24 protein-coding genes and 4 pseudogenes are annotated in these 26,848 nt (G+C 38.2%); 16 read left to right on the forward strand and 12 right to left on the reverse strand.

Annotated elements, in window-relative coordinates; translation table 11 throughout:
* Positions 1–166: 166 nt before the first annotated feature.
* From fahA to OSH00_RS16620, 6 genes and pseudogenes are all read left to right on the forward strand, one after another.
* Positions 167–1,471, forward strand: coding sequence for a fumarylacetoacetase (fahA, locus tag OSH00_RS16595; protein WP_266131355.1), 1,305 nt, complete (start codon positions 167–169; stop codon positions 1,469–1,471).
* Complete coding sequence (gene maiA, locus OSH00_RS16600) at positions 1,458–2,090, forward strand: maleylacetoacetate isomerase (protein ID WP_266131356.1); 633 nt, start codon at positions 1,458–1,460, stop codon at positions 2,088–2,090. Before fahA ends, maiA begins: the two co-directional genes overlap by 14 nt.
* A 19-nt stretch (positions 2,091–2,109) precedes the next feature.
* Positions 2,110–2,655, forward strand: coding sequence for a VOC family protein (locus OSH00_RS16605; RefSeq protein ID WP_266131357.1), 546 nt, complete (start codon positions 2,110–2,112; stop codon positions 2,653–2,655).
* Positions 2,656–2,660: 5 nt separating this feature from the next.
* Positions 2,661–2,855 (forward strand): annotated as a pseudogene (locus OSH00_RS16610) (CoA-transferase); the annotation flags it as partial.
* Positions 2,851–3,339: pseudogene (locus OSH00_RS16615) on the forward strand (CoA-transferase); the annotation flags it as partial. The pseudogenes OSH00_RS16610 and OSH00_RS16615, both read left to right, overlap by 5 nt.
* A 285-nt stretch (positions 3,340–3,624) precedes the next feature.
* Entirely contained in the window at positions 3,625–4,404 is a 780-nt protein-coding gene (locus OSH00_RS16620; RefSeq protein WP_266131358.1) for an IclR family transcriptional regulator, read from the forward strand.
* A gap of 72 nt (positions 4,405–4,476) precedes the next feature.
* Here the strand turns inward: OSH00_RS16620 and hppD are convergent, their stop codons facing one another.
* The 3 genes and pseudogenes from hppD to OSH00_RS16635 all read right to left on the reverse strand — a co-directional run bounded on the left by hppD (position 4,477) and on the right by OSH00_RS16635 (position 7,349).
* Positions 4,477–5,532 carry a 4-hydroxyphenylpyruvate dioxygenase gene (gene hppD, locus OSH00_RS16625; RefSeq protein WP_266131359.1) on the reverse strand — a complete coding sequence of 352 codons (1,056 nt, stop codon included), beginning with the start codon at positions 5,530–5,532 and terminating at the stop codon, positions 4,477–4,479.
* Between the two features lie 257 nt (positions 5,533–5,789).
* Complete coding sequence (locus OSH00_RS16630) at positions 5,790–6,557, reverse strand: hypothetical protein (RefSeq protein WP_266131360.1); 768 nt, start codon at positions 6,555–6,557, stop codon at positions 5,790–5,792.
* 6 nt (positions 6,558–6,563) lie between these two features.
* A pseudogene (locus OSH00_RS16635) lies at positions 6,564–7,349 on the reverse strand (enoyl-CoA hydratase-related protein).
* A gap of 443 nt (positions 7,350–7,792) precedes the next feature.
* Here OSH00_RS16635 and OSH00_RS16640 point away from each other — a divergent pair.
* Positions 7,793–8,230 carry a universal stress protein gene (locus OSH00_RS16640; protein ID WP_196075341.1) on the forward strand — a complete coding sequence of 146 codons (438 nt, stop codon included), beginning with the start codon at positions 7,793–7,795 and terminating at the stop codon, positions 8,228–8,230.
* A gap of 51 nt (positions 8,231–8,281) precedes the next feature.
* Here OSH00_RS16640 and OSH00_RS16645 read toward each other — a convergent pair whose 3' ends face one another.
* The gene (locus OSH00_RS16645; RefSeq protein WP_266131361.1) at positions 8,282–8,596 is read right to left on the reverse strand and encodes an MGMT family protein; all 315 of its coding nucleotides are present in this window, start codon (positions 8,594–8,596) and stop codon (positions 8,282–8,284) included.
* A 154-nt stretch (positions 8,597–8,750) separates the two neighbouring features.
* Between OSH00_RS16645 and OSH00_RS16650 the strand changes: the two genes are divergently transcribed.
* A complete protein-coding gene (locus OSH00_RS16650; RefSeq protein ID WP_266131362.1) occupies positions 8,751–9,722 on the forward strand; it encodes an alpha/beta fold hydrolase in 972 nt (323 codons plus the stop codon).
* A 104-nt stretch (positions 9,723–9,826) separates the two neighbouring features.
* Here the strand turns inward: OSH00_RS16650 and OSH00_RS16655 are convergent, their stop codons facing one another.
* The 3 genes from OSH00_RS16655 to OSH00_RS16665 form a co-directional block, all read right to left on the reverse strand.
* Positions 9,827–11,326: a cation:proton antiporter gene (locus tag OSH00_RS16655; RefSeq protein WP_196075338.1), complete on the reverse strand. Its 1,500-nt coding sequence runs from the start codon at positions 11,324–11,326 to the stop codon at positions 9,827–9,829.
* Positions 11,327–11,551: 225 nt separating this feature from the next.
* The gene (gene ypfJ / locus OSH00_RS16660; RefSeq protein ID WP_266131363.1) at positions 11,552–12,442 is read right to left on the reverse strand and encodes a KPN_02809 family neutral zinc metallopeptidase; all 891 of its coding nucleotides are present in this window, start codon (positions 12,440–12,442) and stop codon (positions 11,552–11,554) included.
* 46 nt (positions 12,443–12,488) lie between these two features.
* Positions 12,489–13,418, reverse strand: coding sequence for a DUF808 domain-containing protein (locus tag OSH00_RS16665; RefSeq protein WP_266131364.1), 930 nt, complete (start codon positions 13,416–13,418; stop codon positions 12,489–12,491).
* Between the two features lie 196 nt (positions 13,419–13,614).
* Here OSH00_RS16665 and trpS point away from each other — a divergent pair, with 196 nt between their 5' ends.
* Entirely contained in the window at positions 13,615–14,628 is a 1,014-nt protein-coding gene (gene trpS / locus OSH00_RS16670; protein ID WP_196075335.1) for a tryptophan--tRNA ligase, read from the forward strand.
* Positions 14,629–14,689: 61 nt separating this feature from the next.
* Here the strand turns inward: trpS and lysS are convergent, their stop codons facing one another.
* Positions 14,690–16,216, reverse strand: a complete 1,527-nt coding sequence (gene lysS, locus OSH00_RS16675) for a lysine--tRNA ligase (protein ID WP_266131365.1) — start codon at positions 16,214–16,216, stop codon at positions 14,690–14,692.
* Between the two features lie 103 nt (positions 16,217–16,319).
* Here lysS and OSH00_RS16680 point away from each other — a divergent pair, with 103 nt between their 5' ends.
* Complete coding sequence (locus tag OSH00_RS16680) at positions 16,320–17,066, forward strand: hypothetical protein (RefSeq protein WP_266131366.1); 747 nt, start codon at positions 16,320–16,322, stop codon at positions 17,064–17,066.
* Positions 17,067–17,106: 40 nt separating this feature from the next.
* Here the strand turns inward: OSH00_RS16680 and OSH00_RS16685 are convergent, their stop codons facing one another.
* Entirely contained in the window at positions 17,107–17,553 is a 447-nt protein-coding gene (locus OSH00_RS16685; protein ID WP_266131367.1) for an SRPBCC family protein, read from the reverse strand.
* A 302-nt stretch (positions 17,554–17,855) separates the two neighbouring features.
* On the opposite strand from OSH00_RS16685, the gene OSH00_RS16690 reads away from it, so the two are divergent.
* Positions 17,856–18,359: a YqiA/YcfP family alpha/beta fold hydrolase gene (locus OSH00_RS16690; protein WP_196075331.1), complete on the forward strand. Its 504-nt coding sequence runs from the start codon at positions 17,856–17,858 to the stop codon at positions 18,357–18,359.
* Positions 18,360–18,429: 70 nt separating this feature from the next.
* On the opposite strand, the gene OSH00_RS16695 is transcribed toward OSH00_RS16690, so the two are convergent.
* Positions 18,430–18,975, reverse strand: a complete 546-nt coding sequence (locus OSH00_RS16695; protein ID WP_266131368.1) for an adenine phosphoribosyltransferase — start codon at positions 18,973–18,975, stop codon at positions 18,430–18,432.
* A 496-nt stretch (positions 18,976–19,471) separates the two neighbouring features.
* Between OSH00_RS16695 and rubA the strand changes: the two genes are divergently transcribed.
* The 5 genes and pseudogenes from rubA to OSH00_RS20605 all read left to right on the forward strand — a co-directional run.
* Positions 19,472–19,636: a rubredoxin RubA gene (gene rubA, locus OSH00_RS16700; RefSeq protein ID WP_004678010.1), complete on the forward strand. Its 165-nt coding sequence runs from the start codon at positions 19,472–19,474 to the stop codon at positions 19,634–19,636.
* Between the two features lie 99 nt (positions 19,637–19,735).
* Positions 19,736–20,926 carry an NAD(P)/FAD-dependent oxidoreductase gene (locus tag OSH00_RS16705; RefSeq protein WP_266131369.1) on the forward strand — a complete coding sequence of 397 codons (1,191 nt, stop codon included), beginning with the start codon at positions 19,736–19,738 and terminating at the stop codon, positions 20,924–20,926.
* Between the two features lie 58 nt (positions 20,927–20,984).
* Positions 20,985–21,923, forward strand: coding sequence for an esterase EstB (estB, locus tag OSH00_RS16710; protein ID WP_198426926.1), 939 nt, complete (start codon positions 20,985–20,987; stop codon positions 21,921–21,923).
* Between the two features lie 13 nt (positions 21,924–21,936).
* Positions 21,937–22,842: a LysR family transcriptional regulator OxyR gene (gene oxyR / locus OSH00_RS16715; RefSeq protein ID WP_266131370.1), complete on the forward strand. Its 906-nt coding sequence runs from the start codon at positions 21,937–21,939 to the stop codon at positions 22,840–22,842.
* A gap of 859 nt (positions 22,843–23,701) precedes the next feature.
* Positions 23,702–23,893: pseudogene (locus OSH00_RS20605) on the forward strand (lysozyme inhibitor LprI family protein); the annotation flags it as partial.
* Positions 23,894–23,926: 33 nt separating this feature from the next.
* On the opposite strand, the gene ppk1 reads toward OSH00_RS20605, so the two are convergent.
* A complete protein-coding gene (gene ppk1 / locus OSH00_RS16720) occupies positions 23,927–26,008 on the reverse strand; it encodes a polyphosphate kinase 1 (RefSeq protein ID WP_266131371.1) in 2,082 nt (693 codons plus the stop codon).
* A 148-nt stretch (positions 26,009–26,156) separates the two neighbouring features.
* Positions 26,157–26,831 (reverse strand): monofunctional biosynthetic peptidoglycan transglycosylase, encoded by a 675-nt coding sequence (gene mtgA, locus OSH00_RS16725; protein WP_266131372.1) that lies wholly within the window; start codon positions 26,829–26,831, stop codon positions 26,157–26,159.
* Between the last annotated feature and the right edge of the window lie 17 nt (positions 26,832–26,848).

A 26,848-nucleotide genomic window follows, 5' to 3' on the forward strand; every position in this document is an offset into this window, starting at 1 on the left:
TAATTATTAATTTTCAGTATGATAGAAATCATCAGCTAGAACATTCTGGGCTAATCAGCATAATGAAAACGGATAAAAAAATAATATTTATTGGTTTTTCATTAGCTTGAGCAGAAAAGAGAAAACGAAATAAATTCTCATTCATGAGAGACAAGGAAAGCGCGCCATGACACAACATTTAACTACCTTTCTTGAGATCGCACCTCAATCTGATTTCAGTATTCATAATTTACCTTATGGCATTTTTAGTGAAACCTCACAGGGAGATAAACGTGTCGGTGTTGCGATTGGTAATTGGGTAATCGACCTTGCTGCTTTAGAAACATTAGGATTACTCCCGAATTGTAAAGCACACTGTTTTAACCAAAGCAGTCTGAATAAATTTATAGAAACAGGTAAACAGAATTGGCATTATGTTCGCCAAGCACTGCAAGACTTGCTTTCCGCCGATAATCCAACCCTTCGTGATCATCCAGAATTACAACAAAAAGTATTCTTCAAACAAAATGCAGTTACCTTACATTTACCCATACAGATCTCTGGCTATACAGATTTCTACTCCTCCAAAGAACATGCAACCAATGTCGGAACCATGTTTAGAGATCCTAAAAATGCCTTACTTCCCAATTGGAGTGAGTTACCCGTTGGTTATAACGGCCGTGCCAGTTCCGTGGTTGTCAGCGGTAAAGAAATTGTCCGCCCTTCCGGTCAAATCAAACTCCCCCATGAGCAACGTCCTGTCTTTTCAGCAACACGCAAACTCGACTTTGAGCTCGAAACAGCTTTTATCGTAGGCAAAACAACTGAGTTGGGTGAACCGATTGCAATTGAAGATGCATGGGATCATATTTTTGGCATGGTGTTGCTGAATGATTGGTCTGCACGTGATATTCAACAATGGGAATACGTGCCTTTGGGTCCATTTAATGCTAAGACCTTTGCCAGTACAGTTTCACCTTGGGTGGTGACGATGGAAGCCTTAGAACCCTTTAAAGTCAAAGGTCCACAACAACATCCAGAGCCACTGGATTATTTAAAAGAAAATACATTAAATAGTTTCGACATTCATCTCAGTGTGGAACTGCAGACTTCACAATCGCAGCAGAGTGAAGTGATTTGTCAAACCAACTTTAAATACATGTACTGGTCAATGGCGCAACAGCTGACCCATCACACGATTGCAGGTTGTAATGTTCAAGTCGGAGATTTAATGGGTTCTGGCACAATTTCAGGTCCTACAGAAAATTCTTACGGAAGCTTACTGGAACTGACTTGGAATACGACAAAACCTCTTAGCTTATCCAATGGTGAAAAGCGTGGCTTCCTTGAGGATGGCGACCGTGTAGTGATAAAAGGCTACGCTGAAAAAGGTGCTGTTCGTGTGGGCTTTGGTCAGGTGACGAATACGATTTTACCTGCCAAGCAGTTTAAGTTTAATCAACACAAGGAATTGTGTGATGAAACTGTATAGTTATTTTCGTAGCTCTGCGGCTTATCGCGTCAGGATTGCCTTAAACCTCAAACAGCTGGATTATGCTATACAGCCAGTCCATTTGCTCAAAAATGAGCAACAACAAGAACATTATTTAGCACTTAATCCGAGTCAATTAGTACCGAGTTTGACTGATCAAGATCAGCCCTTTACACAATCCCTGAATATTTTGGAGTATTTGGAAGAACGCTATCCAACACGACCTTTATTGCCGACTGATCTTGTTGAACGCGCCAAAATACGAGCTTTTTCACAAACCATCGCCTGTGATATTCATCCCTTAGATAATCTCAGAGTGTTGAAATATCTAAAACATGAACTTGCTGTAAATGATGAACAGAAAAATCAATGGTACCAACACTGGATTATTGAAGGTTTTAAAAGCTTGGAAAAGCAATTAAAAAGCTCAAATGGGCAGTTCTGCTTTGGTACTGACGCCACATTTGCAGATTGCTGTTTAATTCCACAAGTGTATAACGCCAAACGTTTCAATGTTGATCTAAGCGACTTTCCAAAGATTCAATCGATTGATCAGTACTGCCTAACCCTGCCTGCTTTCTTAAAGGCAACCCCAGAACAACAACCAGATTGGGAATAAACAGAAAAGGAGTTTTATCATGAGCTTTGCAATTAAAAAAATTCATCACGTGGCCTATCGTTGTAAAGATGCCAAAGAAACAGTGGAATGGTATAAAAAAATGCTCAACATGGAGTTTATTCTGGCTTTTGCAGAAGACCATGTTCCTTCAACTAAAGCATTTGATCCCTATATGCATTTATTCCTGGATGCAGGTCAAGGCAATGTATTGGCATTTTTTGAGTTACCGACTCAACCGGAAATGGGGCGTGATGAAAATACACCTCAATGGGTTCAACATATTGCTTTCGAAGTTGAAGACTTAGATGCGCTTCTTTCTGCAAAATCTCATCTTGAAGCCAATGATGTCAAAGTACTCGGTATTACCAATCATGGGATATTCCATTCAATTTACTTCTTTGATCCAAATGGACACCGCTTAGAACTGACGTATAACGATGTTCATGCCGATGCAAAAATTTCAAAAATTACAGAAGAAATGAAAGTAGACATGTTGGATGAATGGAGCAGAACCAAACGTGCCCCGCAGCATACTCACTTCTTGCATGAAGCCGAGTTAGGATAATCCGTATGCTCAATAAAGTAGCCAGGAATGCCGAAGCAGCCCTGCATGGCATCGTGAAAGATGGTCAAACCATTGCTGTGGGTGGATTTGGACTTTGTGGTATTCCTGAAGTCTTGATCAAAATCCTTAAATATAGTGATGTTAAACATTTAACCTGCATCAATAATAATGCAGGCGTGGATGATTATGGTTTAGGGTTGTGATGAATTCCCAACTGAAGACAATATGGATGCTGGCTTGATTAATGCAGGCAAGCAAACAGTAAGCGTTAAAACGGGGGATGCATTTTCCTCAAGCTCAGAATCATTTGCCATGATTCGAGGTGGTCGAATTGACCTTGCTATATTAAGCCGATTGGAAGTTTCTGAACAAAGTGATCTTGCCAATTGGATGATTCTGGGTAAAAAAGTCAAAGACATGGGCGGTGCAATGGATCTTGTTGCAGGCGTACGAAAAGTTGTGATTTTAATGGGGCATACAACCAAAGAAGGTCAAGCTAAAATTTTATCCTTATGCATCCTACTACTGACTGGCCATCAAGTGGTTCACGGTATTGTCAGTGACTTAGGTGTGCTCGATGTCACCCATGATGGACTCGTACTGGTTGAGCTGGCAGAAAATGTCAGTTTTGATGACATTCAAGCAGCAACCGCTGTTCGGATTAAAAATATTCAAACGGCTTAAAGTACAAGATGATCGGGATGGAAGACCAATAGCTTCGATCCCGATTTTTATTGTCTAATTTTCAGCAAGGCCTGTTATTTTAACTTGAGTATGTTGATATACAATACCTTGTAAACGCATACTAAAGTGCATCATGCACAGTATGCTTATGCTATTCATCTATTTATCTCATTTAAAAAGATGATTTCTATTTTGCAGCATGCTCAGGCATTATGTGCTGAGTGTAAAATCAAATATCGTCAGCAAATCAAAGCTGCAAGATTAAATGCGATCAAGGGTTATTGAATGATTGAAGAAAAGTTATCTGGTGGCGTTCAATCACTTGAAGTGGGCTTAGCCGTTCTCAATGCTCTTTTGGAACATAACAAACCGATTATATTAAAAGAACTGTCAGGCAAACTGGATATGCATCCGGCAAAAGTACACCGCTATTTGGTCAGTCTCATTCGCATGAACTATGCCAAACAGCTGGAAGATGGTCAATATGCACTGGGTGATCAGGCCTGGCGTTTAGGCTTAAACTGTATTCAGCATACCGATGCCCTGCAATTGGTACAACATCGAATTTATGAATTACAGAATAAAATCGGCTGTGGCATTCAAATCAGTAAATGGTCACCGAAAGGTCCTTTGGTCGTGCAATCCATTGAATCCAATCATCCAATTTCAATCGTCACAAAAGTTGGTTCAATTATGCCATTGGTCAACTCAGCTGCTGGACGAGTTTTTGCCGCATATTTACCTGAACCAATCATCAAGCCTTTGATATTTGCAGAATGGGAAAAAGCCGCTCTTAATCATTATCAAATTAAACCCAGCCATTGGGACGAATTTATTCAACTCAAGGAAACTACTTTAGAATTAGGTATGGCAATTGCTCAAGGTGATCTTCTTACAGGCATCAATGCCATTGGTTTGCCTATTTTCAATGCGCATCAAGCAGTGGAGTTCTGTATTGTTGCTTTGGATAGTGAAGTATTTCTCCCCGTGCATACAGGCAGTGAAAAACTTGAACTATTTAAACGAGAAGTGGCTGCAATTAATCAGTACATTCAAACGCGTTAAATGTTTTCTTCATATTGTAATAAAAAAGCCAAGAAAATGTTTTCCTGGCTTCTTCTGCTTACATCGCTGACCTTATTTGGCTTCTAATACACCACGACGGATTTGATCACGTTCAATAGATTCAAACAATGCTTTAAAGTTCCCTTCACCGAAGCCATCATCTTCTTTACGTTGAATAAACTCAAAGAAAACCGGTCCAAGCATGTTTTCAGAAAAAATCTGTAATAACAGCTTCTTCTCACCTTCTTTGGTATTTCCATCCAATAAAATACCACGCTTTTGTAACTCTTCGGTTGGCTCACCGTGACCAGGTAAACGATCCTTTAACATTTCATAATAGGTTTCCGGGGGTGCGGTCATAAACTTCAGACCTAAACCTTTCAACTTATCCCATGTTGAAATTAAATCATCTGTAATAAAAGCAATATGCTGAATACCTTCACCGTTGAAATCAGCCAAAAATTCTGCAATTTGACCATTGCCTTTGTCAGAGTCTTCATTCAATGGAATACGGATCATACCATCTGGTGCAGTGAGTGCTTTTGAAGTCAGACCCGTATATTCACCTTTAATGTCAAAGTAACGGATTTCTTGAAAATTAAAGATTTTTTCATAGAAATTCGCCCAATATTCCATGCGTCCTTTATAAACATTATGTGTTAAATGATCAATTTCATTCAGACCCGCACCACGTGGGTTTTTTTCTACATCATCAAAGAAAACAAAATCATTTTCGTAAATATCACGATCCACAAGAAAAATTGGCATTCCTCCAATTCCCTTGATCGCTGGAATATTCAATTCCATCGGTCCTGCCTGTGAATACATGGGTTCAGCACCGAGTGCTATGGCATTTTTAAAAGCTTTAGCTGCATCACGTGTTCTAAACCCCATTGCACAAGCAGAAGGTCCATGTTCTTTGAAAAAGAATGAAGCATAGGATTCGGGTTGATAGTTCAAAATAATATTGATGTTACCCTGACGCCACAAATACACTTTTTTAGACTTATGTTTTGCGACTTTGCTAAAACCAATGGTTTCAAAAATTTGATCTAATCCATTTTCCGTCGATACAAACTCAATAAAAGCAAAACCACATAATTCTAATGGGTTATCTAAAATATCCATCTAGTTTCCCTTATTTAGATAAATTCATCCGTTTTTTAATGCTGAGAACAGCACACTGCTATTTTGATCCACCAATCAAAATACGCTGGTAGTCCGTTCTTTCCTTCCGTCATTCAGTCTGTCTTGAGCCAGAATCAGCTTGATGACAGTGAATTTGAACTCTAAATTCATCCTATAAGAAATTAACAGTTTATGCAATACATAATTAAATTATGTATTGTGTAATTTTGTTGATTATTTACAAAAATCACAGATCCCTATTTTTGCTGAAAAGGCAACACTATGTTATGCGACTTTTCTATAACTTTTGATGAGTGAGGTTTGAATGCTTCCCAAGTAAAATCGGTAAAATTTAAGGTCCATTGATAATATGTTTTACCGATATCTTTAAATTGAATGGACAAATTGGAACCACTTTCATCATGACAGTGTGGAGAAGATTGATATTCCTCTTGAGAAAAACAGGCGCGAATCATCTCATAAGAATGAAAAGCCACATCAGCCAATGCCAGTTTATATGTATGATTGGGTTCTAACATGACAAAATCAGCGATCTCTTCTGCCCGTCCACCTCCCGAGTAAGTCGTGCTCCAACGCTTAACTACTGCAATAGCAAGCTTTTGGCGATTTAAAGGATAAAATGCAGGATAAATCCTTAATCCATCACTGTTTAATTCCTCATCAAAATCAGTGTTATGACCGTGATGCTGATAATGCTGAAAATTCCAATAATTCAGAACAGTATACTGATGGTTTTCTTTTATAAATTCGATTAGTTGCGGTCTATCGTCAGTTAAATATAAATGAGTGTCTGCCCCTGATTGCTTTTTCCATACATCTACATCCTTTCCACAGTTGACCTTTAATGCCTGACAAATTTGCTTGGCCTGTGAGGTTTCTTTTTTCAGTTTTATCCAAGGAATGGCTTTAATTTGATCTGCAACAGCAGCATGAGGGAGCAATACTCCCCATGTCACTACTATCCATTGAACAATGCTGTTGGAGTGGCTTTTAAAGATAGGCATTGGGATTTATCGTCCTTTAAAATGGGCTTGATCTTTCATTAAAAAAGCACGGACTCCTTCTAAAAAATCTTCTGACTGTCCTGCCTTTCTTTGTAAATCCTGTTCAACTTTTACTTGCGTATAAAAATCATTGTGCATGGTGACCCGCATGGCCTGTTTGATCAATGTAAGACTTAAACTGGCTTGAGTCGCAAAATGCTCAGCTAAACGTACAACTTCTGGCTCCAACTGATCATCTGCAACGACTTTATAAATCATTCCGATACGTTTTGCCTCCTCTGCACTGATCTTTTCTGCTGTCAACATCAATGCTTTGGCTTTAGCAAAACCAATCAAACGTGGAAGCAACCAGGTTGCACCACAATCGGGAATAAGACCAATTTTACTAAAGATCTGTGAGAAACTTGCTGATTTTGCTGCAAGTGTAATATCACACAACAAAGGTAAGCTCGCCCCCGCTCTTACAGCGATACCATTGACTGCACAGATGATGACTTTGGGCATATCATTGATGAGGGCTAATAGCGGATTAAAGTACTTTTCCAATACCTCACCTAAGTCAATGACACCTCCATTAAGTACTTCAGGACTTATTCCTTGCCCGGCACAAAATGCTTTACCAACTGCGGCGATGACAATAACGCGAATTTCAGCATCCTCTTTCCATTGCCTGAGTACTTCTAGAATTTCTAGACTCATCACAGGCGTTAAGCTATTCAATTATTCCGGGCGGTTAAGCTTTAAGTAACCGACTCCATTTTTCTTTTCTATAATAATTGTTTGATATTCCATGATCATTTCCTCAAATTTATTGTATAAATCATGTGGATCCGTCTTGTTTCAGTTGAGTTTGTTTCAGCTTCATTCTAAAGGATGCTTTTGATTTACAATTCAGCAATTGTCTCAATTGATTTTTTATCCGCATTTTATTGTCTATATAATTTATGAATCAAAGTAATTTAATTTTTAAAAAACAATAAAATACAGACGCCTTATAAAGTGAATTTAATTGATTTTTAGTTGCTTCCTGTCTCAGCACAGTAGCTGCAAGTTCTCTCAGCTCAGTAATGTTAGTTTATGCCAGTGCATTGATTTAAATTTATGATATTTATATTGATTATCCCTATGCTTTTACTGGGTTTTATTCATTTCATATTCGCGTTATGATCAGGTTATAGACTGGTGATGCGTATAAATATTCAATTCAGCTTTTTGTTAAAATAAGGAAAATAGTCATGGCTTATCAAAACATTCTCGTGCCTGTAGATGGCTCGGAAACATCTCTATCTGTAGTTAAACATGCTGTGGAATTTGCAAAAGCATTTAACAGTAAAATTACGGTTGTACAAGTCATGACACTGGACCCATATATTGCTTCAGAATATTTGGCGAACGGTCAAAGTAACATGCTGATTGAACGTGCCCGTGAATTTATTCAAGCCAACATCAACGAAGCCAAAGCACAATTCGCCGCAGAAGGTGTACAAGTTGAAACACGTTTACTTGAAGGTGAAAATATTGCTCACACCCTGAATCAAGCAGTGCATGATTTGAAAACTGATTTGGTCATTCTCAGCTCACATGGCCGTACTGGATTGAAAAAGATTATCATGGGAAGTGTTGCACAAAATTTATTAACTGAATTACAAATTCCTGTTTTGGTCATTAAATAAAATGACTTGAACTATGAAAACCTCACCATAAATACAGGGTGAGGTTTTCATTTAAGGTATCCATTGATATTTTTTTAAATTAATTTTGCCATCAACAACAACTACATCTTCTTCACGTAATCTTGATGTCTGTATGCACATGCCATGTTCATCCAATTTATTTAGGCTGATGCGACCTTGTGAGTTGATGACCCGATACCACGGAATATCATGATCTTCTGGAAGCTGCCCCAGTACACGCCCGACGAGCCGTGCATGTTTCGGTAAGCCGGCAAACTTTGCGACTTGACCGTAACTTGCAACTTTACCTTTTGGAATCTGCACAATGACATTTAAAATCATCTGTGCCAGTTCATCATTCTGCATAGGACCTTTACACTTAAAAGACCAACAACTGTGAAAATCACTCAACGAAATTGACTTAGAAAATAAGCTTCGGACATTTTAGGCAAATGTAATTTAATAGTACATATTCTAATCTTGAATCCTACCTGAAATACAACAACAAGAGTATGCAAAAATGAAAGGAATCTTCAATAAACTGCTTTTATCTGCCGCATTGGTCATGGGTACTGTAACATCACTCGGTTTGTCCAATACCTATGCTGCTCCAACGATTGATATTCAAAGTGTTCTTCAACAGGAACGCGCTTGGGCTGGAATGGACACCAAACGTGTCAAAGTTGGTGATATTGACTGGGCATACAGTGAAGGTGGACCAGTTGGAAAACCGACGCTTATGCTGGTACATGGACTTGCAGGAAGTCGAGACAACTGGAATCGTGTGGCACGCTATTTAACACCGTATTATCATGTCATTATTCCAGATTTACCGGGTCAAGGTGATAGTAAGGTTCCAAGTGATTTTGATTACTCACTCCCTAATTTAACTGAAAAATTACGCCGTTTTGCAGAAGCGATAAAAGTTGAGAACGGTCTGAATGTTGCAGGACATTCAATGGGTGGTTCTATCTCATTACTGTATGCTGCTCAGTACCCTGTTGATACTAAATCATTATTCTTAATCGACAGTGCAGGCGTCTTTAAATCTGCCAATACCCCATATCTCAAAGATCCAACCACTTTACGCAATATGATTGTCAGCAAGCCTGGAGACTTTGATCGCTTAATGAAAATTGCAACCAACCTTCCACCTTTTATTCCAAAAGAATTAAAAGACTCACAAGAAAAACTGATGATCAGCCAATCTGCAAATACCACAAAACTGGTTGAACAATTGATTGTAATGTCTAAATTGTTTACACCTGACTCATTTGCGATTGCTGCCCGCTCTATTGACCAGCCTGTATTAATTGCATGGGGTGACAAAGATCAAATTATCAATGTAGAAGCTGCGGCTGAATTAAAGGGCTTATTAAAAAATGCTCAAGAACCCGTTATTCTAAAAGGTGTTGGGCACTTACCTCTTCTTGAACAAGAGCAATTGTTGATTAAGCCGTATTTGGATTTCTTGGCAAAAAATGCGAAGTAATGATGAGCCAATTTACAAAACATTAAAAAAATACCCTTCACATTGAAGGGTATTTTTTTAAGCATGCTTCACATTAATTCAGCATTCAAATGTGATTTTTTAAATTAAAAGTTTGCCGGATTTTCCAAACGCTTCACTTCCTGCGCTTTTTCTGGATGATGAACTGTAGCAACACCGTCATCAGATTTCTTGTCAACCAATGCTTCTGGATTATAGATCGTAATAGTTTCGTGACCTGCTGCATCTTCACCCACAATATACTTAAAGCCTTTACGATTCATTTTATTGCACATGCGTTGGTACCAACCTTTGAAACCTTGAGTTTCTTCGTTTGGATTGTAATAAAAAGCATTCATTACCGCAGGTAAACCTAGACCACAGACCACCCCTGAAAGTAATACACTGATAAAGGTATAGCCAATCAAAATACTGCTGTAATCACGTAACTCCGGTACGTTTGCCACAGCAAGAATCAATGCGAGCGAAATACCCCCACGGACACCGCCCCATGACAGAATGGCCAAGCTACCGTTATAACTCTTTTTACGGAATGATGGAAAGAATGCGAAAGCAAGGAAATTTGCAGCAAAACGAGAAAGATGCAAGGCAAAGAATGCAAAAATACCACCTAAAATAAGACTGGTACTGAGATCTAAAATAAAGATTTCCAATCCAATCAAAGTGAATAAGAATGAATTAATAATCCCTTCTACCGTATGCCAGAAATGATTGACCTCGCGAATTTCACGGTCTTGTAAAATTTCTTTCCATTTATTTCCGACAATCAAACCACCGATTACACAAGCAATCGGGGCGGATGCATGCGCAAACAATGCCACAAGATATGAGCCACATGCCAACAATGCTGTGGTTAAGATAAGAGACTCCATCTCATGTTTGCCACGTAATAGGCGTAAAATCCCTAAACCAAAAGCCCAACCAATGATTACAGCCACTACAATTTCATATAATAGGGTTTGCAGGGTTGCAATCAAACTAAAATGCTCACCTTCAAGGACATTCAATAAGGTCATAAAGACCGCAATACACATTGCGTCATTAAACAAGGATTCACCTTCTAATTTGACCATCAAATGATGAGGTGCACGTACTGAACTCAGTACGCCTTTGATTCCGATTGGATCGGTTGCCCCGAGCGCTGAACCAAGTAATAACAGCACTAAAATCGGTACAGGATTTCCAATCAAGAACTGGAAACCAAACACCAGTCCTGCAAAGAATACAGCACACAGCAATAATGCAATTGTGGCCAAGATACTGATCGGCTTCCAATAGACTTTTAAATCGGAAACTTTAAATTTCAATGCGGATGAGGTCAGAATGAAACAAATCACACCATTGACTAAAAAATCATAAAAATCGACATGGCGTACAGCCTCTTCAATATTATGGATATTAATCGAGATAAATTGGTTACCATTCAGTAAACTGGCTCCCCATTGCAATATAAAGACAAAAATTGCAGAAACGATAGGTACACCAATCGCTTGAGGAAAACCGAGTATACGTTTATTAAATATGGTCGTCGCAATAGAAAGCGCAAAAACTACTGTAAAAACTTGGAGAAAGAAATAATTACCCATTCGAACCCTATTTTCAATTTTTTAATTTAAATGAACATCAAATACTCAATCATTTCTTTATTAAATATAGAATAAGAGACCATTTAACAATTTATATAATTTTACAAAAAAAACTGAACCCTGACTTTTTTCGTTATATTTTTTAACATAAAAAATCGGATTGCAAAAATCTATTCAAAAAAAAGAGCACACTTAGTACCCTTTTAAATACTTGAACTTAAAAATTTATTTAAACGTATCACAACTATTGATGTCGCCTGATTTCATCCCCGTATTGAACCATTGCATCCGTTGTTGACTGGTACCATGGGTAAAGCTATCAGGAACAGCATAACCACGTGCTTTTTTCTGTAAATAGTCATCACCGATTTTTTCTGCGGCATCCATTGCCTCTTCTATATCCCCTTGCTCAAGGAACTGCGTACGCTGTTGTGTACGATTTGCCCAAACACCTGCTAAACAATCCGCCTGTAATTCCAACCGTACTGAGAGTTGATTACCCTGAGCTTGATTGGCACGTTGACGAGCCTGTTGCACTTGCGAGGAAATACCCAATAAATTTTGAATATGATGACCAACTTCATGGGCTATCACATAAGCTTGCGCGAAATCACCGGCCTCATCTTGTGCAGATAACTCAGATTGATTCTTTTCGCCTGAAATGCCCATTTGTTGACGCATATCTTTAAAGAACTGAGTATCAATATACACTTTTTGGTCTGCTGGACAATAAAAGGGTCCCATGGCAGATTCAGCCGTTCCACAACCTGACTGCACAGCACCACTGAACATGACCAGTTTAGGCGGTGTATATTGAGCACCTTGCTGAATAAACACCTGCTTCCAAGTATCCTCTGTGTCTGCCAATACCGTTTTAACAAAAGATGCCGTTTCCTGCTGTTCAGGTGTCGCATTTACAGGTGCAGTGGTTTGGCTCCCATTACCTGAGGTAACTTGCTTCGTTGCTTGATATGCCTGCTGCGGATCAACACCAAAGAATTTCCAAGCAATAAAAGCAACAACCAATCCAAGAATACTGATACCACCCGCTTTTACACCGCCACCACCACGGCGATCTTCGACATTATCGCTTTCTCTACGTCCTTTCCAACGCATAGATCTGTCCTTTTAATTTTAAATTGGAATCAGTTTAAATGATTTTTTATGAAGCAGTTGTAGATTGACCACGAATTTTTTGGATCAAACCCACCACCAATACCACAGCCAACCCAGCAATAATACCAATTACAAGATTAATCAAAGTTGGGGTTAATGCACCAATAATACTGCCCACTGTTGGGATATGTTCAATATGGTTCACCGCTTCCTCTGTCAAGTGATGCAATGAAGATACTGCATGATTGATAATTCCACCACCCACAAGAAACATTGCGATTGTTCCGACAATGGTTAAGGTTTTCATTAGCTTAGGTGCAAATGCCAATAAAGCTCGACCAATACTTTGTTTTACATTCGATGCTTGTTGTGTCAAGTACAAACCTAAATCATCAATTTTGACAATCATCGCAACAAAGCCATAGACACCTACAGTCATAATCACTGCAATCACAGACAGTACCATGACTTTTGTACCAAAATCAGCTGTTGCAACCGTACCTAAAGAAATCACCACAATTTCAGCAGAAAGAATAAAGTCGGTGCGTATCGCGCCTTTAATCTTCTCTTTTTCAAAAGTTGCTAAATCCGTTTCAATCTGCGTTAACTCTTCTTGTGCAGCTTCTTCAGTACTGGCTTTCTTATGTTTTAAACTATGAAGAACTTTTTCTACACCTTCATAGCACAGAAACAAACCACCAATCATTAATAATGGATTAATCAACCAAGGTGCAACCACACTGATCAATAATGCCAATGGTACTAAAATAAGTTTGTTGATAAATGAACCTTTCGCGACACCCCAGACGACAGGAAGTTCACGTTCAGCGCGGACCCCACTGACTTGTTGCGCATTCAGTGCTAAATCATCACCTAAAACACCAGCTGTTTTTTTTGCTGCCATTTTACTCATGACAGCAACATCATCTAAGACTGCTGCAATATCATCTAATAATATTAATAAACTACTTGCCATTTTTTATCCAAAATTTTATTTATCACACTATTTTAAAGTGAAATTTCATTTTTCTATATAAAATTTTGTAGATTTTCACATTTATCCATAAAAATTGGTTCTGGGCTATTTTTCGCTGACATTAAAATAAATTATCTCGTACAATAGTGCCCATTCATAAAACACGACTGTCTCTATAAAGACTTTGGAAGCGATAATGACGAATCAAGATAATCGTCCTGTGATTTTGACAGGCGACCGTCCTACTGGACAACTACATTTGGGACATTTTGTAGGTTCTTTGCGCTCACGAGTAGGCTTACAGGATTCTCATCATCAACATCTCCTTCTCGCTGATGCTCAAGCTCTAACTGACAATGCAGATAACTTTGAAAAAGTTCGCCGCAATATTATTGAAGTTGCCACAGACTATTTAGCTGTAGGTATAGACCCAACTAAAACCACGATCTGTGTTCAATCATGCTTGCCGGCATTGAATGAACTGACCATGTTATATTTAAACTTTGTCACTGTGTCTCGTTTAGAACGTAATCCAACCATCAAAGCTGAAATTCAATTACGTGGTTTTGAACGTGATATTCCTGCTGGTTTTCTGTGCTACCCTGTTGCACAAGCTGCTGACATCACCGCATTTAAAGCGACTGTCGTTCCAGTAGGTGAAGACCAGATTCCAATGATTGAACAAACCAATGAAATTGTCCGTCGTTTAAATCGTCAGATTGGTCAAGACATTTTACCTGAGTGTAAAGCACTTTTATCCAATATGAGCCGTTTACCTGGTTTTGATGGCAAAGCTAAAATGTCAAAATCTTTAGGCAATACCATAGTCTTGGATGCGACAGATAAAGACATCAAAAAAGCGGTCAATGCGATGTATACCGATCCAAATCACTTGCGTATTGAAGACCCAGGTCAAGTGGAAGGCAATATTGTATTTACCTACTTAGACGCTTTCGATCCAAACAAAGAAGAAGTTGAAGAGCTGAAAGCGCACTATCGCCGTGGTGGTTTAGGCGATGGAACAGTGAAAAAACGTCTTGAAGGTGTTTTAAAAGAGTTGATTACCCCAATTCGTGAACGTCGTATGGAACTTGCTAAAGATCCAGATTACATCATGGATATCCTAAAAACAGGCACTGAAAAATGCCGCATTATTACTCAAGATACCTTAGATGAAATTAAAAACGGTTTAGGTGTATTCCATTTCTGATTTGCTATCACGTATTTTATAAAAAAGCCACTGAATTCAGTGGCTTTTTTAATTGCATCGCTTAGTTTTTATGACGCATATGTGGGAATAAAATCACATCACGGATACTTGGTGCATTTGCAAAAAGCATAACCAAACGATCAATACCAATACCTTCACCCGCTGTTGGCGGTAAACCGTATTCCAATGCTTCAATAAAGTCTGCATCATAGTGCATTGCTTCATCATCGCCTGCATCTTTTTCAGCAACTTGCGCTTGGAAACGCTCAGCCTGATCAATCGGATCATTTAACTCTGAGAAACCATTTGCAAGTTCACGACCACCAATAAAGAACTCAAAACGATCAGTAATATGAGGATTGTCATCATTACGACGCGCCAAAGGTGAAGTTTCAGCAGGATATTCCGTAATGAATGTTGGCTGGCGTAATTGAGTTTCTACAGTTTCTTCAAATACAATCGTTTGCAACTTACCCAGACCAAAACCAGGCTTCACTTGCTCTTTAAGCTCTTCACGCACGAATGTTGCCAAGAACTCACGATCAGATACATTTTCAGCAGTAAAACTTGGGTTATGTTCTAAAATCGCATCGAACATTGAGATTTTTTTGAATGGACCTTTGAAGCTATATACTTCATCTCCATACGGCACATCCGTTGAACCTAGAATATCTATGGCCAATTTTTCCAACATGCCTTCAGTCAAAGCCATAAGATCTTTGTAGTCAGCATAAGCTTGGTAGAACTCAATCATGGTGAATTCTGGATTATGACGGGTAGAAACACCTTCATTACGGAAGTTACGGTTGATTTCAAACACACGCTCAAAACCACCGACAACCAGACGTTTTAAATAAAGCTCAGGTGCAATACGCAAGAATAACGGCATATCCAATGCATTATGATGGGTTTCAAATGGACGTGCCGATGCACCACCTGGAATCACATGCATCATTGGTGTTTCAACTTCCATGAAACGTTCATTGGTTAAGTAATTACGAATACCAGACACAACTTTTGCACGAATTTCAAAAGTTTTACGTGTTTCTTCATTCACAATTAAATCTAAATAACGTTTACGATACTTTACTTCAGTATCAGTTAAACCATGGAACTTATCTGGAAGTGGACGTAAAGACTTGGTCAATAATTCAAAATGTTCGATATGAACATATAAATCGCCCTTACCAGAGCGACCGATATAGCCTTGAACAGCAATAATATCGCCAAGGTCTAAACTTTTTACAGTTTCTAAAACTTCTGGAGCAAGTTCTTTACGTGGAACATACAGCTGAATACGCCCTGTCATGTCTTGAATCACGATAAATGATCCACGGTTCAACATCACACGACCAGCAACAGAAGCGTGAACTTGCTCGCCTGCTTCAATTTGTTCTTTCGTTTGATCTGCAAATTGTTGTTGTAGATCTTGTGCGTAATGCTCACGCTTAAAAGTATTTGGCCACGGGCTAACACCAGTTTCCTTGGCGTGATCTTGGATTTGCTTTAACTTGGCATGACGCTGTGCAATTAAATCGTTTTCGGAAATGGGTTGTTCAGAAGTCGATTGAGCGTTATGTTGCGTCATCTCTGCCTCGATTATATTAAAAAACGGAAGTTGCATAGCATAGCAGATTTACAACATAATGCGTATGAATATAACTCAATGAACCCTGTAAAAATTAAAAATCATGAATAAATACTGGCAAGGATTCGCCCAAAGTATCATTCTTTTCAATGTTTTGTCGTTTTCAAGCAAAATTGCAGCAGATCAGATCATTGTCATGAGTAATACCCGAAAAGATCTCCCAATAAAAATTGAATCGACCGACATTGCAAATCAAGACTATATTTGGCAATTGGAAATCAGTCCAAATCAGCAGACCCGACAGATTCAGATTAAATTGATGAATCCGCATCCCACGCAAAGAATACTCAACAGAAGAGCTTTAGAAATCGCCAACACTATAACCTTGACACAACTTCCTCAGGTCAATAATGACTTTAAAAATAAAACGCTCAATCTTGATGAAGAAAATATTGCAAGAACAACATATTATTATGGAAAATACAGCTTATTTATCAAATTTCCTAAGTCGATTGATTATGCAATCAAGCCTCATTTTTCCCAATTACAAACCATGTTGGAACCGTTTTGCCAACCGATAAATACAAAAATTGCAAACTCGAATCCTAATGTACGATTTGATTCACAAGGGAATATCGCATTGAATGTCACATTTCTGGTTGGCACAGAAGGACAAATTCGAAAATTGGAATATATGCCTAACATAAATCATGACATTAAAATCATATTAGAACCATTACTTAAAAAAATTCGCTTCTACCCTCGCAATATTGCAGGTGTATTAACCTCTTTTTCTATCCAACAACCCATTATTATTCAATGTCATGCAGTTAAAAATGAAATGACATAAACTCATCTTAAAGCTATTGAATGGATAAGGAAGGACTGAATTAACACTCAGCTTGTTCTGCCAATGATTTGACGACAGCAAAACCTTGTTGAAATTCACGATCCATCATGTCTCGATACTCTTCCACAGTTTCAATCTCAGCATGTAAAGTGGTTATACCGTCTTGTTCATCCAGATGATATTGCTCAAATGTGCCATTCCATTCTTGGGTTTCGGTACTTGTGGTATCCACCATACCATTTTTTAATATACCTAAATGTTTGAAAACCACTTTTCTAAATTGTTCTAACTCAGTAATTGTTGCAATCATTCCATCGCCATTGGCATCTTGAAATAGCGTCTCTCCGCCAATTTTCCAATCAGATTGCATCTGTGACGTTTCACAAAAGAATTGTGTCCATTTAGAATAAGTGTGGGTATCCCAAAGAACATTCCATACTCTCTGTGCAGTTGCGTGGATTTTGATATCGTATTTTAGTGTGATCATCCCAGTCTCTTTTTTTAATTGTTTCATCTATAGCTTAGTACAACCACGGATAGAAATGATTAATTTTTGTTAATAAAGCATGTGAGTAGAAATAATTTTAATATTTAATTTTCAATGTATTATAAAAATATCTAATTTATTTGATGCAAAAAAATAAAGTTCTTAGACCAATAGCTAAGTTATAAAAAATATCTTGCTCAGTACACTAAGCTTATACCAAAAATAGTTGAAATGGAAAGTTTTTAAATCCATGAATTATGGTTTGTGTCTCCAGATATAAAGACAATATGCAAGTGATAACAATGAGCAATAGCAAGACTAAAATTTTATTTTTACATGGCTTGGATTCATCTAAAGAATCAACCAAGTTCCATGTCATCAATGCAATAAAAAAATATTGTATTAATGTGGATTATCGCAATTTAAACTATCAAACGGTTGAAAATTTCTATCATGATATTATTGAAAAAATTAAGCCTGATTTATTGGTGGGACATAGTTTAGGTGGCTACTGGTCATTAAAAATGTCCCAGAAACATCGTATTCCAACTGTGATTGCCAATCCCAGTTTAAAACCAGATTTTCGTGACGATTATCCTGAGATCAATGAAGCTGATCTTGAGCATGATATTCCTCAAATTGCATATATTGAATTGGGTGATGAAATTCTGGACATGTACAAAGTTTTTGAACAATTAGATCCATACATGCAGATTGAAACTGTTGAAGGGGGGCATCACCGCCTGGCCCAACCTGAAAACTTAAATCGTTTGATTAGCTATATGGAACAAACTTTCATTTATTAATTTTTGATGAACGGGCTAAACTTTTTAATATTTATAAAAAAGCCTTGTTCAAACAAGGCTTTCAAACAGATTAAGCAACTGCTTTTTCTACAGGTTTTGAGTGTTCATCTAAAACAGACCAAATCTTTAAACCCAAATCTTGATGTAAGTCAGGCAAATCAAGAAAAATACTCGCACCCAATACCGTATGGTGGCATTTATGCATCAATTGATTAACTGCTTTGAGTGTACCACCTGTTGCCAATACATCGTCCACAATAATCACTTTCTGTGGGGTAATGTTGGCTGACATTTCCAAACGGTCCAAGCCATATTCCAGACTATAGCCCACGCCAACAACTGGAGGTGGCAATTTTCCTGCTTTACGAACCAACAATAATCCTTTTCCTGTACGTTGTGCCAATAAGCTCGCCAAAACAAAACCACGCGCTTCTACCGCAACAAAACTCTCCACCTCTGCCAATTGTTCAACAGGAATACTTGCAATCAATGCATCAGCCAATTCGCTCAGATTGTTCATAAACAACGGGGTTAAATCATAAAAACAAATACCTGGTTTTGGAAAATCCTGGACAGTACGAATACTTGACCACAAAGCAGTAGACATGTTCATCATTAGGGAGATATTAAAAAGAAAATTAATGCGTGAATTTTAACGTTTTTTAAGAAAAATTGACAGCTGCATACAAACCTGAAAAAACCTATATCACTTTAAGCTATTGATTTTATTACAACCATTTTCATATAAAATATTGGCTATAGTTTAACCTTATTTTATTTTAGCTATACTTTTATAATTTTTCATTCAGACCTTAGTCTAAGTTCAATGATTTGAATAATTTAGCAACTCATGATGACGTTCACTAAAAATGAGTGGCTTTAAAAACCTTTTCCAACCAGTTGGCATAATAAACATTGCTTTTGTCCTGACCTGCCATTCAGCTTTTACAAGAGTGAGATAAACTCCGATATTTACTTTACTTTAGACACAGAACTGCGTAAAAATTTAGAGGAATATGTACACACTTTTTTTGCATATTATTTGAGTCAAGCAGCGGATGGAATTTTACTGATAGATAATGTAATTCACCTATCAGTTATCGGAGAATCAGATGAAGAAATATCAATGCATCGTTTGTGGTTGGATTTATGACGAAGCAGAGGGTTGGCCACAAGACGGCATCGCAGCAGGTACCAAATGGGAAGATATCCCAGACGACTGGACTTGCCCAGACTGCGGTGTTTCTAAAGCAGACTTTGAAATGGTAGAAATCTAAAATATCGCGTAAAGACCATGTTTACATGGTCTTTTTTACGTATATTTGTCATAAAAATTATTCAATCCCCCACTCTTTTAGGCATGTATGGAGAAAGATATGCAACCAATCATCATCATCGGTTCTGGTATGGCAGGTTATACGCTTGCAAGAGAATTTCGTAAGTTAAACACTGAACAAGAATTAGTGATGATTTGCGCAGATGATGCGGTCAATTATGCAAAACCTACATTGTCAAATGCCTTAGTTGGTAAAAAAGCGCCTGAGCAAATTGGGCTAGGTGATGCCGAAAAAATGAGTACGCAATTAAATATGCGGATCGAAAAAGAAACTTGGGTAAAAAGTATAGATGCAGAAAAACATGAATTGATTCTTGAAAAAGAAGGCACGACTTCTACGCAAGGATATTCGAAATTAATTCTTGCAGTGGGTGCAAACCCAATTCGCCTAGCCATCGCAGGTGATGGCAGTGATGACATTCATGTTGTTAATTCATTGATTGACTATCGTGCATTTCGAGAAACACTGGAAAATTGCACGACAGGCGATTGTGGTAATAAACGCGTAGTTATCTTGGGCGCAGGTCTAATTGGCTGCGAATTTGCCAATGATCTACAAAATACGGGTCATCAAGTCACAGTTATTGATTTAGCACCGCAACCTTTAGGACGCCTGCTTCCGGAGCATGTTGCACAAGCATTTAAAGAAAATCTTGAAGAATCGGGCATCAACTTTGTTTTAGGTACTACCGTGGAAAAAGTATCAAAAACTGAGCGCGGTTACATCGTTTCATTGGCAAGTGGTCAATCATTGATTGCAGATGTAGTTCTTTCCGCGATTGGTCTACAGCCGAATATTGCTTTAGCAAAAACAGCCGAAATCAACACCAGTCGTGGTGTGATTACCAATACTTTACTTGAGACCAATCAAGCGGATATTTTTGCAATAGGTGACTGCGCGGAAGTGAATGGAACACTGCTGCCTTATGTGATGCCAATCATGCAACAAGCACGTGCTTTAGCCAAAACATTAAGTGGTCAAACCACAACAGTTCATTACCCAGCAATGCCAGTCGCAGTTAAAACACCAGCCGCGCCATTAACGGTCTTACCTGCACCGATTGGTGTTGAAGTCACTTGGGAAAATGAAGAGTTTGACGATGGAATGCTATCTAAAGCCACTGATGCTGATGGAACCTTACGAGGTTTCGTGTTATTGGGTGCAACTGCGGGTAAACAGCGTCTCACTTTAACAAAACTAGTTCCAGACTTGATTCCTGCATCAGTTTAAGGGTTTAATAGCAAGGATACTTTTTAATCAATGCGTATCCTTGCTTGGGAAAATAACAATGAATAGCGCACTTCAATTCCAAATTTCACCTTATGCTTCATTCATGAATGAAACCAAAGTTGATTTAGGCAATGGTATTCAACTACATGTCGAAACAGGCGGAAATCCTGAACATCCCTCTGTTCTCTTGATTATGGGGTTGGGTGCACAAATGTTATTTTGGCCGGATTTTTTTTGTAAATCTCTCATAGATCAAGGCTTTCATGTCATTCGTTTTGATAATCGTGACATTGGTTTATCTTCAAAAATCCGCCACAAGGGTCCGCGCTTAAACTCCTATAAATTAATGGGACGTTTCGCTTTGGGTTTACCCAATGATGGTGCACCCTACAATCTATTTGATATGGCAGACGATGTTGCTTTATTGATCGATCGCATGGGAATTGAAAAACCACATATTCTCGGTGCTTCAATGGGTGGAATGATTTCGCAAATCTTAGCGGCAAAATATCCAGAAAAAATTGATAAACTGGGTCTTCTGTTTACCAGCAATAACCAACCTTTCTTGCCACCCCCTTTTCCAAAGCAACTTTTTAGTCTGATCGGTAAGCCTGAATCCCGTGATGAAGAAGGGATTGTGAATCATTCATTAAAGGTTTTTCAAATGATTGGTTCACCAGGTTATATTAATCAAGTTGAGGCAATTCAGACCGCGCGTAAATTATATCGTCGTAGTTATCACCCAGCGGGTGTACTTCAACAGTTTTTAGCAATATTATGTACAGGTTCCTTACTTAAATTGGACAAACAGATCAATAAACCAACGCTAGTATTACATGGTTCTAAAGATCGTTTACTACCTCCAAGTCACGGTAAGGCAGTTGCGAAAGCAATTTCGGGCGCTAAATTTGAATTAATTGAAGGAATGGGGCATGATATCCCACCGCATTTTGTTCCTCAACTTAGCGGCTTATTTGCACATCATTTTAAATCATAAGCATTAGGACACTATGGCTGCATTACCATCCCTAAGACAGTTGTCATATTTGGTGACATTGTCTGAGACGTTGCACTTTACTGAAGCAGCGCGCCGTTCGTTTGTAACTCAATCCACATTATCGGGTGGAATTATGGAGTTAGAGCGTTTATTGGGTGGCGTACTCGTAGAACGTGATCGCCAAAACGTACGTTTAACTCCCTTAGGTGAGCAAGTTGTTGCCCGAGCCCGTGTTCTACTCGCAGATGCACAAGACTTAATGCGTTTAAGTCGTGAAATGAGCGAACCTTTGACTGGGGATTTACATCTAGGGATCATTCCCACCATTGCACCATTTATTTTGTCTCAACTTTTGGAAGAAGTGCATAAACAACTTCCTAAGATTCAACTACATTTACACGAAGCACAAAGTGAAAAAATCGTTGAAAAACTTGAGCATGGTAATTTAGATGTAATCATGTTGGCATTGCCTTTTGACACACGTGGTTTAAAAGTTGCTGAAATTGCAAAAGAAGATTTATTCTTGGTGTGCAATAAAGCAGATCAAAATGCCATGAGTGCAAGAAACTTAGACGATCTTGATTTATCACATCTGATGCTCCTTGAAGAAGGCCATTGCTTACGTGACCATACCCTAAGTGTTTGCCCTATTGGTGAGCGTAAAAATGATCATCGTTTAAAGGCGAGTTCTTTACCAACTTTGGTTGAAATGGTGAGTTCGAACTTAGGTTATACCCTACTTCCAGAGATCGCGATTCATGCTCATATGCTGAAGAACAATGATCAAATTGTGGTAAAACCAATTGAAAATGCACCTTCGCGTACTTTAGCTCTAGTAACGCGTAAAAGCACACCGCTGCAAAGTGAATTTGATGTATTGGTGCAAATTCTTCAGAAAATCACAGCCAATCTACATTGATCTGAAAATTTCTAAAAAGGAGCCGAATATGGCTCCTTTTTTAATCCTTAATTTTAAGATGGTAAACCAGTCGCTTATGCCGATGATCTATTAAGTTGTGGAGCTAAAATTTTACCCAAACAAGACCATGTTGTTGGAACCAGTCAAAGGGAGAATTATAGAAGGAACTCAAACTCATCAAGCTTTATAGCTAAAAGTTTAATGCTATATTCAGGTCACTATCAGTTAGTAAATAATTTGAATAATCAACCATATAAAAATGTTAAATATATTATTACTTATGCCGATGGGGATGCTGTTGAAGGCATAACTGATGAAAATGGAATGACAAAAAAATTAGAATGTACAGATCTTTTTTTGTATTTTCTGGAATATATGCATCCATAATGGGATATTTTTTTAATTATGCATCTATTGGTTATGCTGAACAAGATTTTTTATCTACCTTTATCTATAAAGGGTATCAAAATAGCCTATTTCGAGGTGCTGTATTACCAACAATATCATTGATTTCAACACTAACTCTTATAATTCGATTAATCTATAAAAGCAAAAAGAATATTTAATTTAATAAAAATAATAGGGGGGATAGGAAAACGACGCAGAGACAAAGCTGATATATTTGAAAAGGGAGCTTAAACGTAATTGTTATGAATAGAAAAATTTATTTATTCATTTTAATCATACTGTTTGGTAACACATTGGCGTTTGCTAATACTAGCTATCAAGTTAAATGTGTTTCAAACAGTACAAATCACAATGATACTTTGGGTTGCTATATTGATGAATATAAAGTTTTAGATAATAAGTTCAATACTACTTATAAACAAAAAATGGCTAACTAAAAAAAAGTACTAAGGAAGAACTTCAACGATTACAATACATTTGGATAAAAGTGAGAGAAAGTCAATGTGTAGTAGATGAAGCCAACTATGGTCGTGAAAGTCACTTTGACGCTATAGAATGTGAAATTGATATGACTAAAGAACGCATTAACTTTGTCAAAAATACAAGTAAAGGCATTCATAATCAGTTGTTAAAACCCGATTGAAATCAATCGGGTGTAAATCGTGAAATATTAAGTTTAGCCGTTAAAATGTTCAAGCAAAGTTTTTTGTGCATTGTGTGCAGTTTCACCTGCTTTAGGTTGAGCACGAAGCCATGTTCCATCTCCTTGCAACAACCACGCTTGAGTATTATCTTTGAGATAATTCACCAAACCTTGCTGATAAATACGCTTTTTCAGTGCAGGATCTTCGATTGGGAAACATACTTCGACACGATTAAATAAGTTTCGATCCATCCAGTCCGCACTTGAACAATAGATACGAGCATTGCCATTATTACCAAAATAGTAAACACGTGTATGTTCCAAGAAACGTCCCACAATTGAACGCACACGAATATTTTCAGAGAGATTTGCTAAACCTGGGCGTAAACAGCAGATTGAACGAATAATCAAATCTACCTGTACACCTGCCTGTGAAGCCTCATACAACTTATTGATTAACTGTACTTCTGTTAAAGCGTTTACTTTAACAATGATTTGAGCAGGTTTTCCTGCTTTGGCATTGGCAATTTCATCATCAATATAAGCGATTAACTGTGCATGTAAGGTAAACGGTGCATGTAGAAGTTTTTTCAACTTCGCCATTTTCCCCATGCCCGTCAACTCTTGAAAAATGCGATGCACATCTTCACAAAGTTCTTTGTCTGTGGTTAATAAACCGTAATCGGTATAGATCCGTGCATTGGTTGCATGGTAGTTCCCTGTTCCTAAATGAACATAGCGAACAAGTTTATTATTCTCACGGCGAACCACCAAAATCATTTTGGCATGTGTCTTATAGCCCACAATACCATACACCACCACAGCCCCTGCTTCTTGCAATACATTGGCAACAGCAATATTTGATTCTTCATCAAAACGCGCTCGCAATTCAATCACTGCTGTGACTTCCTTACCGTTACGTGCCGCTTCAGCCAATACCTGTACAATTTCTGAGTCTGCTCCACTACGATACAAGGTTTGTTTGATCGCAAGAACTTGAGGATCTCGTGCTGCTTCTCGTAACAAGTTAATTACAGGCGCAAAAGACTCAAAGGGGTGATGCAGTAGAATATCTTGCTTCTGCATGGCTGAAAAAATGTTTTCAGACTTTTTTAATACTTTCGGAATCGCAGGCACATGTGAATCATAGCGCATATGCGGGCGTTTAAAGTTCGATACTAAGCGCGCTAAATTGACAGGTCCATCAACTTTATAAAGCTGTTCTTCTTCTAAATCAAATTCATCCAGCAAATATTCATAAATATGTTTTGGGCAATTTTCCGTAACTTCTAAGCGTACCGCACGACCAAAACGACGTGAACTCAACTCGCCTTTCAATGCTTTCGCCAAGTCTTCAACATCTTCATTCAGTGCTAAATCTGCATTACGTGTCACACGGAACTGATAGCAACCTGTTGCAGTCATCCCTGGGAATAAATCAGAGACATGTTCATGAATAATCGCAGACAACATTACAAAATGTTCTTTACCGCCCGTCAATTCATCAGGTAAGCGTACCACACGCGGTAAAGAACGCGGTGCTGGAACAACGGCTAAGTCAATTTGACGACCAAAGGCATCTTTCCCTTCTAAAGTCACAATAAAGTTGAGGCTTTTATTTACCAAGCGTGGGAATGGATGTGCTGGATCAAGGCTAATCGGAGTCAAGACCGGTGCAACCTGTTCTTGAAAATACTTTTTAATCCACACCGATTGGGCAGGCGTCAATTCTCCACGGCGCAAGAAACAAATATCTTCTTCACGAAGTTTCGGAAAAATCTCTTCATTCAAGATACGGTATTGACGTTCAATCGCTTCATGGGCTGTTTTAGAGATTTGATCTAAAACTTGTTTTGGTGTGAGTCCATCGGGTGAACGACTTTCATTGCCCAACGTTAACTGTTCCATCATTCCTGCTACACGAATCTCAAAAAATTCGTCCATATTGCGAGAAAAGATCAGTAAAAAGTTCATACGTTCTAGCAGCGGATGCAAAGGATCAACAGCTTGCTCTAAAACACGTAAATGGAAATCTAAAATCGAAAGTTCACGATTGATATATCGTTCATTATAAGAATATTCTGTCGGTGTTGTTGGAGTCACTGCGGTATTCATGCAATAAACCTGCATCAAGAAAATGTCGTTATTCTAGTATGCTTCAAATTTATGACAATTTCATAAAAAAAGCATCACGATATAAAAAAAGCACACTTTTTTGTGCTTTTCCAAACATGATGATTTCACTTTTTTTAAATATTGCTGATTAATCTGGGATACGGGTATAACGCATATATTTTAATACCAGTTTTTTACGATAAAGCAATTTAGGATCATTGCGATTTTCTTGATAGTACTTAGGATTCGTCAGAATCACCGCTAAAAAGGCAGCTTGCTCTCGGTTCAGACTTTTTGCACTTTTAGCAAAATAATAACGAGAGGCTGCTTCCACGCCATAGATATGATCGCCGAACTCAACTGAATTCATATACACTTCAAGAATACGCTGCTTGCTCCACATGCGTTCCATCATTGTCGTTGCAATCGCCTCCTGACCTTTACGAATCACTGAACGGCGATTATAGAAAAATAAATTTTTAGCCAGTTGTTGCGAAATGGTTGAACCGCCTGCAACCACTTTGTCTTTCTTTAGATTGCGTTGCAAAGCACCTTCAATTCCATCCCAATCAAAACCATGATGATCTAAAAATTTAGCATCTTCAGCCGCAACAATCGCGTGCTTAATGTTGTCGCTAATATCATCATAATTGCGCCATTGATGTTCGATCGGTTTAAAGTCTGAGAAATATGTCCATCGCATAAACATCGTGGTTTCTACATCATGGGTACGCCAATACACCAAACTGGAGAAAATCCACAGCTGGATCAGAATCAATACACTGATTACGATTAACAAAGCACGAACAATAAAAGCTTTCATCTCAGCTGTTTACTCCG

Origin of the sequence: Acinetobacter nematophilus (assembly GCF_026344175.1) — a bacterium.
Lineage (GTDB): Bacteria > Pseudomonadota > Gammaproteobacteria > Pseudomonadales > Moraxellaceae > Acinetobacter > Acinetobacter nematophilus.

What these genes read in the sequence shown, in the direction of transcription:
- fahA (WP_266131355.1), top strand. Translation starts at nt 167, where the DNA reads ATGACACAACATTTAACTACCTTTCTTGAGATCGCACCTCAATCTGAT.
- maiA (WP_266131356.1), top strand. Translation starts at nt 1,458, where the DNA reads ATGAAACTGTATAGTTATTTTCGTAGCTCTGCGGCTTATCGCGTCAGG.
- OSH00_RS16605 (WP_266131357.1), top strand. Translation starts at nt 2,110, where the DNA reads ATGAGCTTTGCAATTAAAAAAATTCATCACGTGGCCTATCGTTGTAAA.
- OSH00_RS16620 (WP_266131358.1), top strand. Translation starts at nt 3,625, where the DNA reads ATGATTGAAGAAAAGTTATCTGGTGGCGTTCAATCACTTGAAGTGGGC.
- hppD (WP_266131359.1), bottom strand. Translation starts at nt 5,532, where the DNA reads ATGGATATTTTAGATAACCCATTAGAATTATGTGGTTTTGCTTTTATT.
- OSH00_RS16630 (WP_266131360.1), bottom strand. Translation starts at nt 6,557, where the DNA reads ATGCCTATCTTTAAAAGCCACTCCAACAGCATTGTTCAATGGATAGTA.
- OSH00_RS16640 (WP_196075341.1), top strand. Translation starts at nt 7,793, where the DNA reads ATGGCTTATCAAAACATTCTCGTGCCTGTAGATGGCTCGGAAACATCT.
- OSH00_RS16645 (WP_266131361.1), bottom strand. Translation starts at nt 8,596, where the DNA reads ATGCAGAATGATGAACTGGCACAGATGATTTTAAATGTCATTGTGCAG.
- OSH00_RS16650 (WP_266131362.1), top strand. Translation starts at nt 8,751, where the DNA reads ATGAAAGGAATCTTCAATAAACTGCTTTTATCTGCCGCATTGGTCATG.
- OSH00_RS16655 (WP_196075338.1), bottom strand. Translation starts at nt 11,326, where the DNA reads ATGGGTAATTATTTCTTTCTCCAAGTTTTTACAGTAGTTTTTGCGCTT.
- ypfJ (WP_266131363.1), bottom strand. Translation starts at nt 12,442, where the DNA reads ATGCGTTGGAAAGGACGTAGAGAAAGCGATAATGTCGAAGATCGCCGT.
- OSH00_RS16665 (WP_266131364.1), bottom strand. Translation starts at nt 13,418, where the DNA reads ATGGCAAGTAGTTTATTAATATTATTAGATGATATTGCAGCAGTCTTA.
- trpS (WP_196075335.1), top strand. Translation starts at nt 13,615, where the DNA reads ATGACGAATCAAGATAATCGTCCTGTGATTTTGACAGGCGACCGTCCT.
- lysS (WP_266131365.1), bottom strand. Translation starts at nt 16,216, where the DNA reads ATGACGCAACATAACGCTCAATCGACTTCTGAACAACCCATTTCCGAA.
- OSH00_RS16680 (WP_266131366.1), top strand. Translation starts at nt 16,320, where the DNA reads ATGAATAAATACTGGCAAGGATTCGCCCAAAGTATCATTCTTTTCAAT.
- OSH00_RS16685 (WP_266131367.1), bottom strand. Translation starts at nt 17,553, where the DNA reads ATGATCACACTAAAATACGATATCAAAATCCACGCAACTGCACAGAGA.
- OSH00_RS16690 (WP_196075331.1), top strand. Translation starts at nt 17,856, where the DNA reads ATGAGCAATAGCAAGACTAAAATTTTATTTTTACATGGCTTGGATTCA.
- OSH00_RS16695 (WP_266131368.1), bottom strand. Translation starts at nt 18,975, where the DNA reads ATGATGAACATGTCTACTGCTTTGTGGTCAAGTATTCGTACTGTCCAG.
- rubA (WP_004678010.1), top strand. Translation starts at nt 19,472, where the DNA reads ATGAAGAAATATCAATGCATCGTTTGTGGTTGGATTTATGACGAAGCA.
- OSH00_RS16705 (WP_266131369.1), top strand. Translation starts at nt 19,736, where the DNA reads ATGCAACCAATCATCATCATCGGTTCTGGTATGGCAGGTTATACGCTT.
- estB (WP_198426926.1), top strand. Translation starts at nt 20,985, where the DNA reads ATGAATAGCGCACTTCAATTCCAAATTTCACCTTATGCTTCATTCATG.
- oxyR (WP_266131370.1), top strand. Translation starts at nt 21,937, where the DNA reads ATGGCTGCATTACCATCCCTAAGACAGTTGTCATATTTGGTGACATTG.
- ppk1 (WP_266131371.1), bottom strand. Translation starts at nt 26,008, where the DNA reads ATGAATACCGCAGTGACTCCAACAACACCGACAGAATATTCTTATAAT.
- mtgA (WP_266131372.1), bottom strand. Translation starts at nt 26,831, where the DNA reads ATGAAAGCTTTTATTGTTCGTGCTTTGTTAATCGTAATCAGTGTATTG.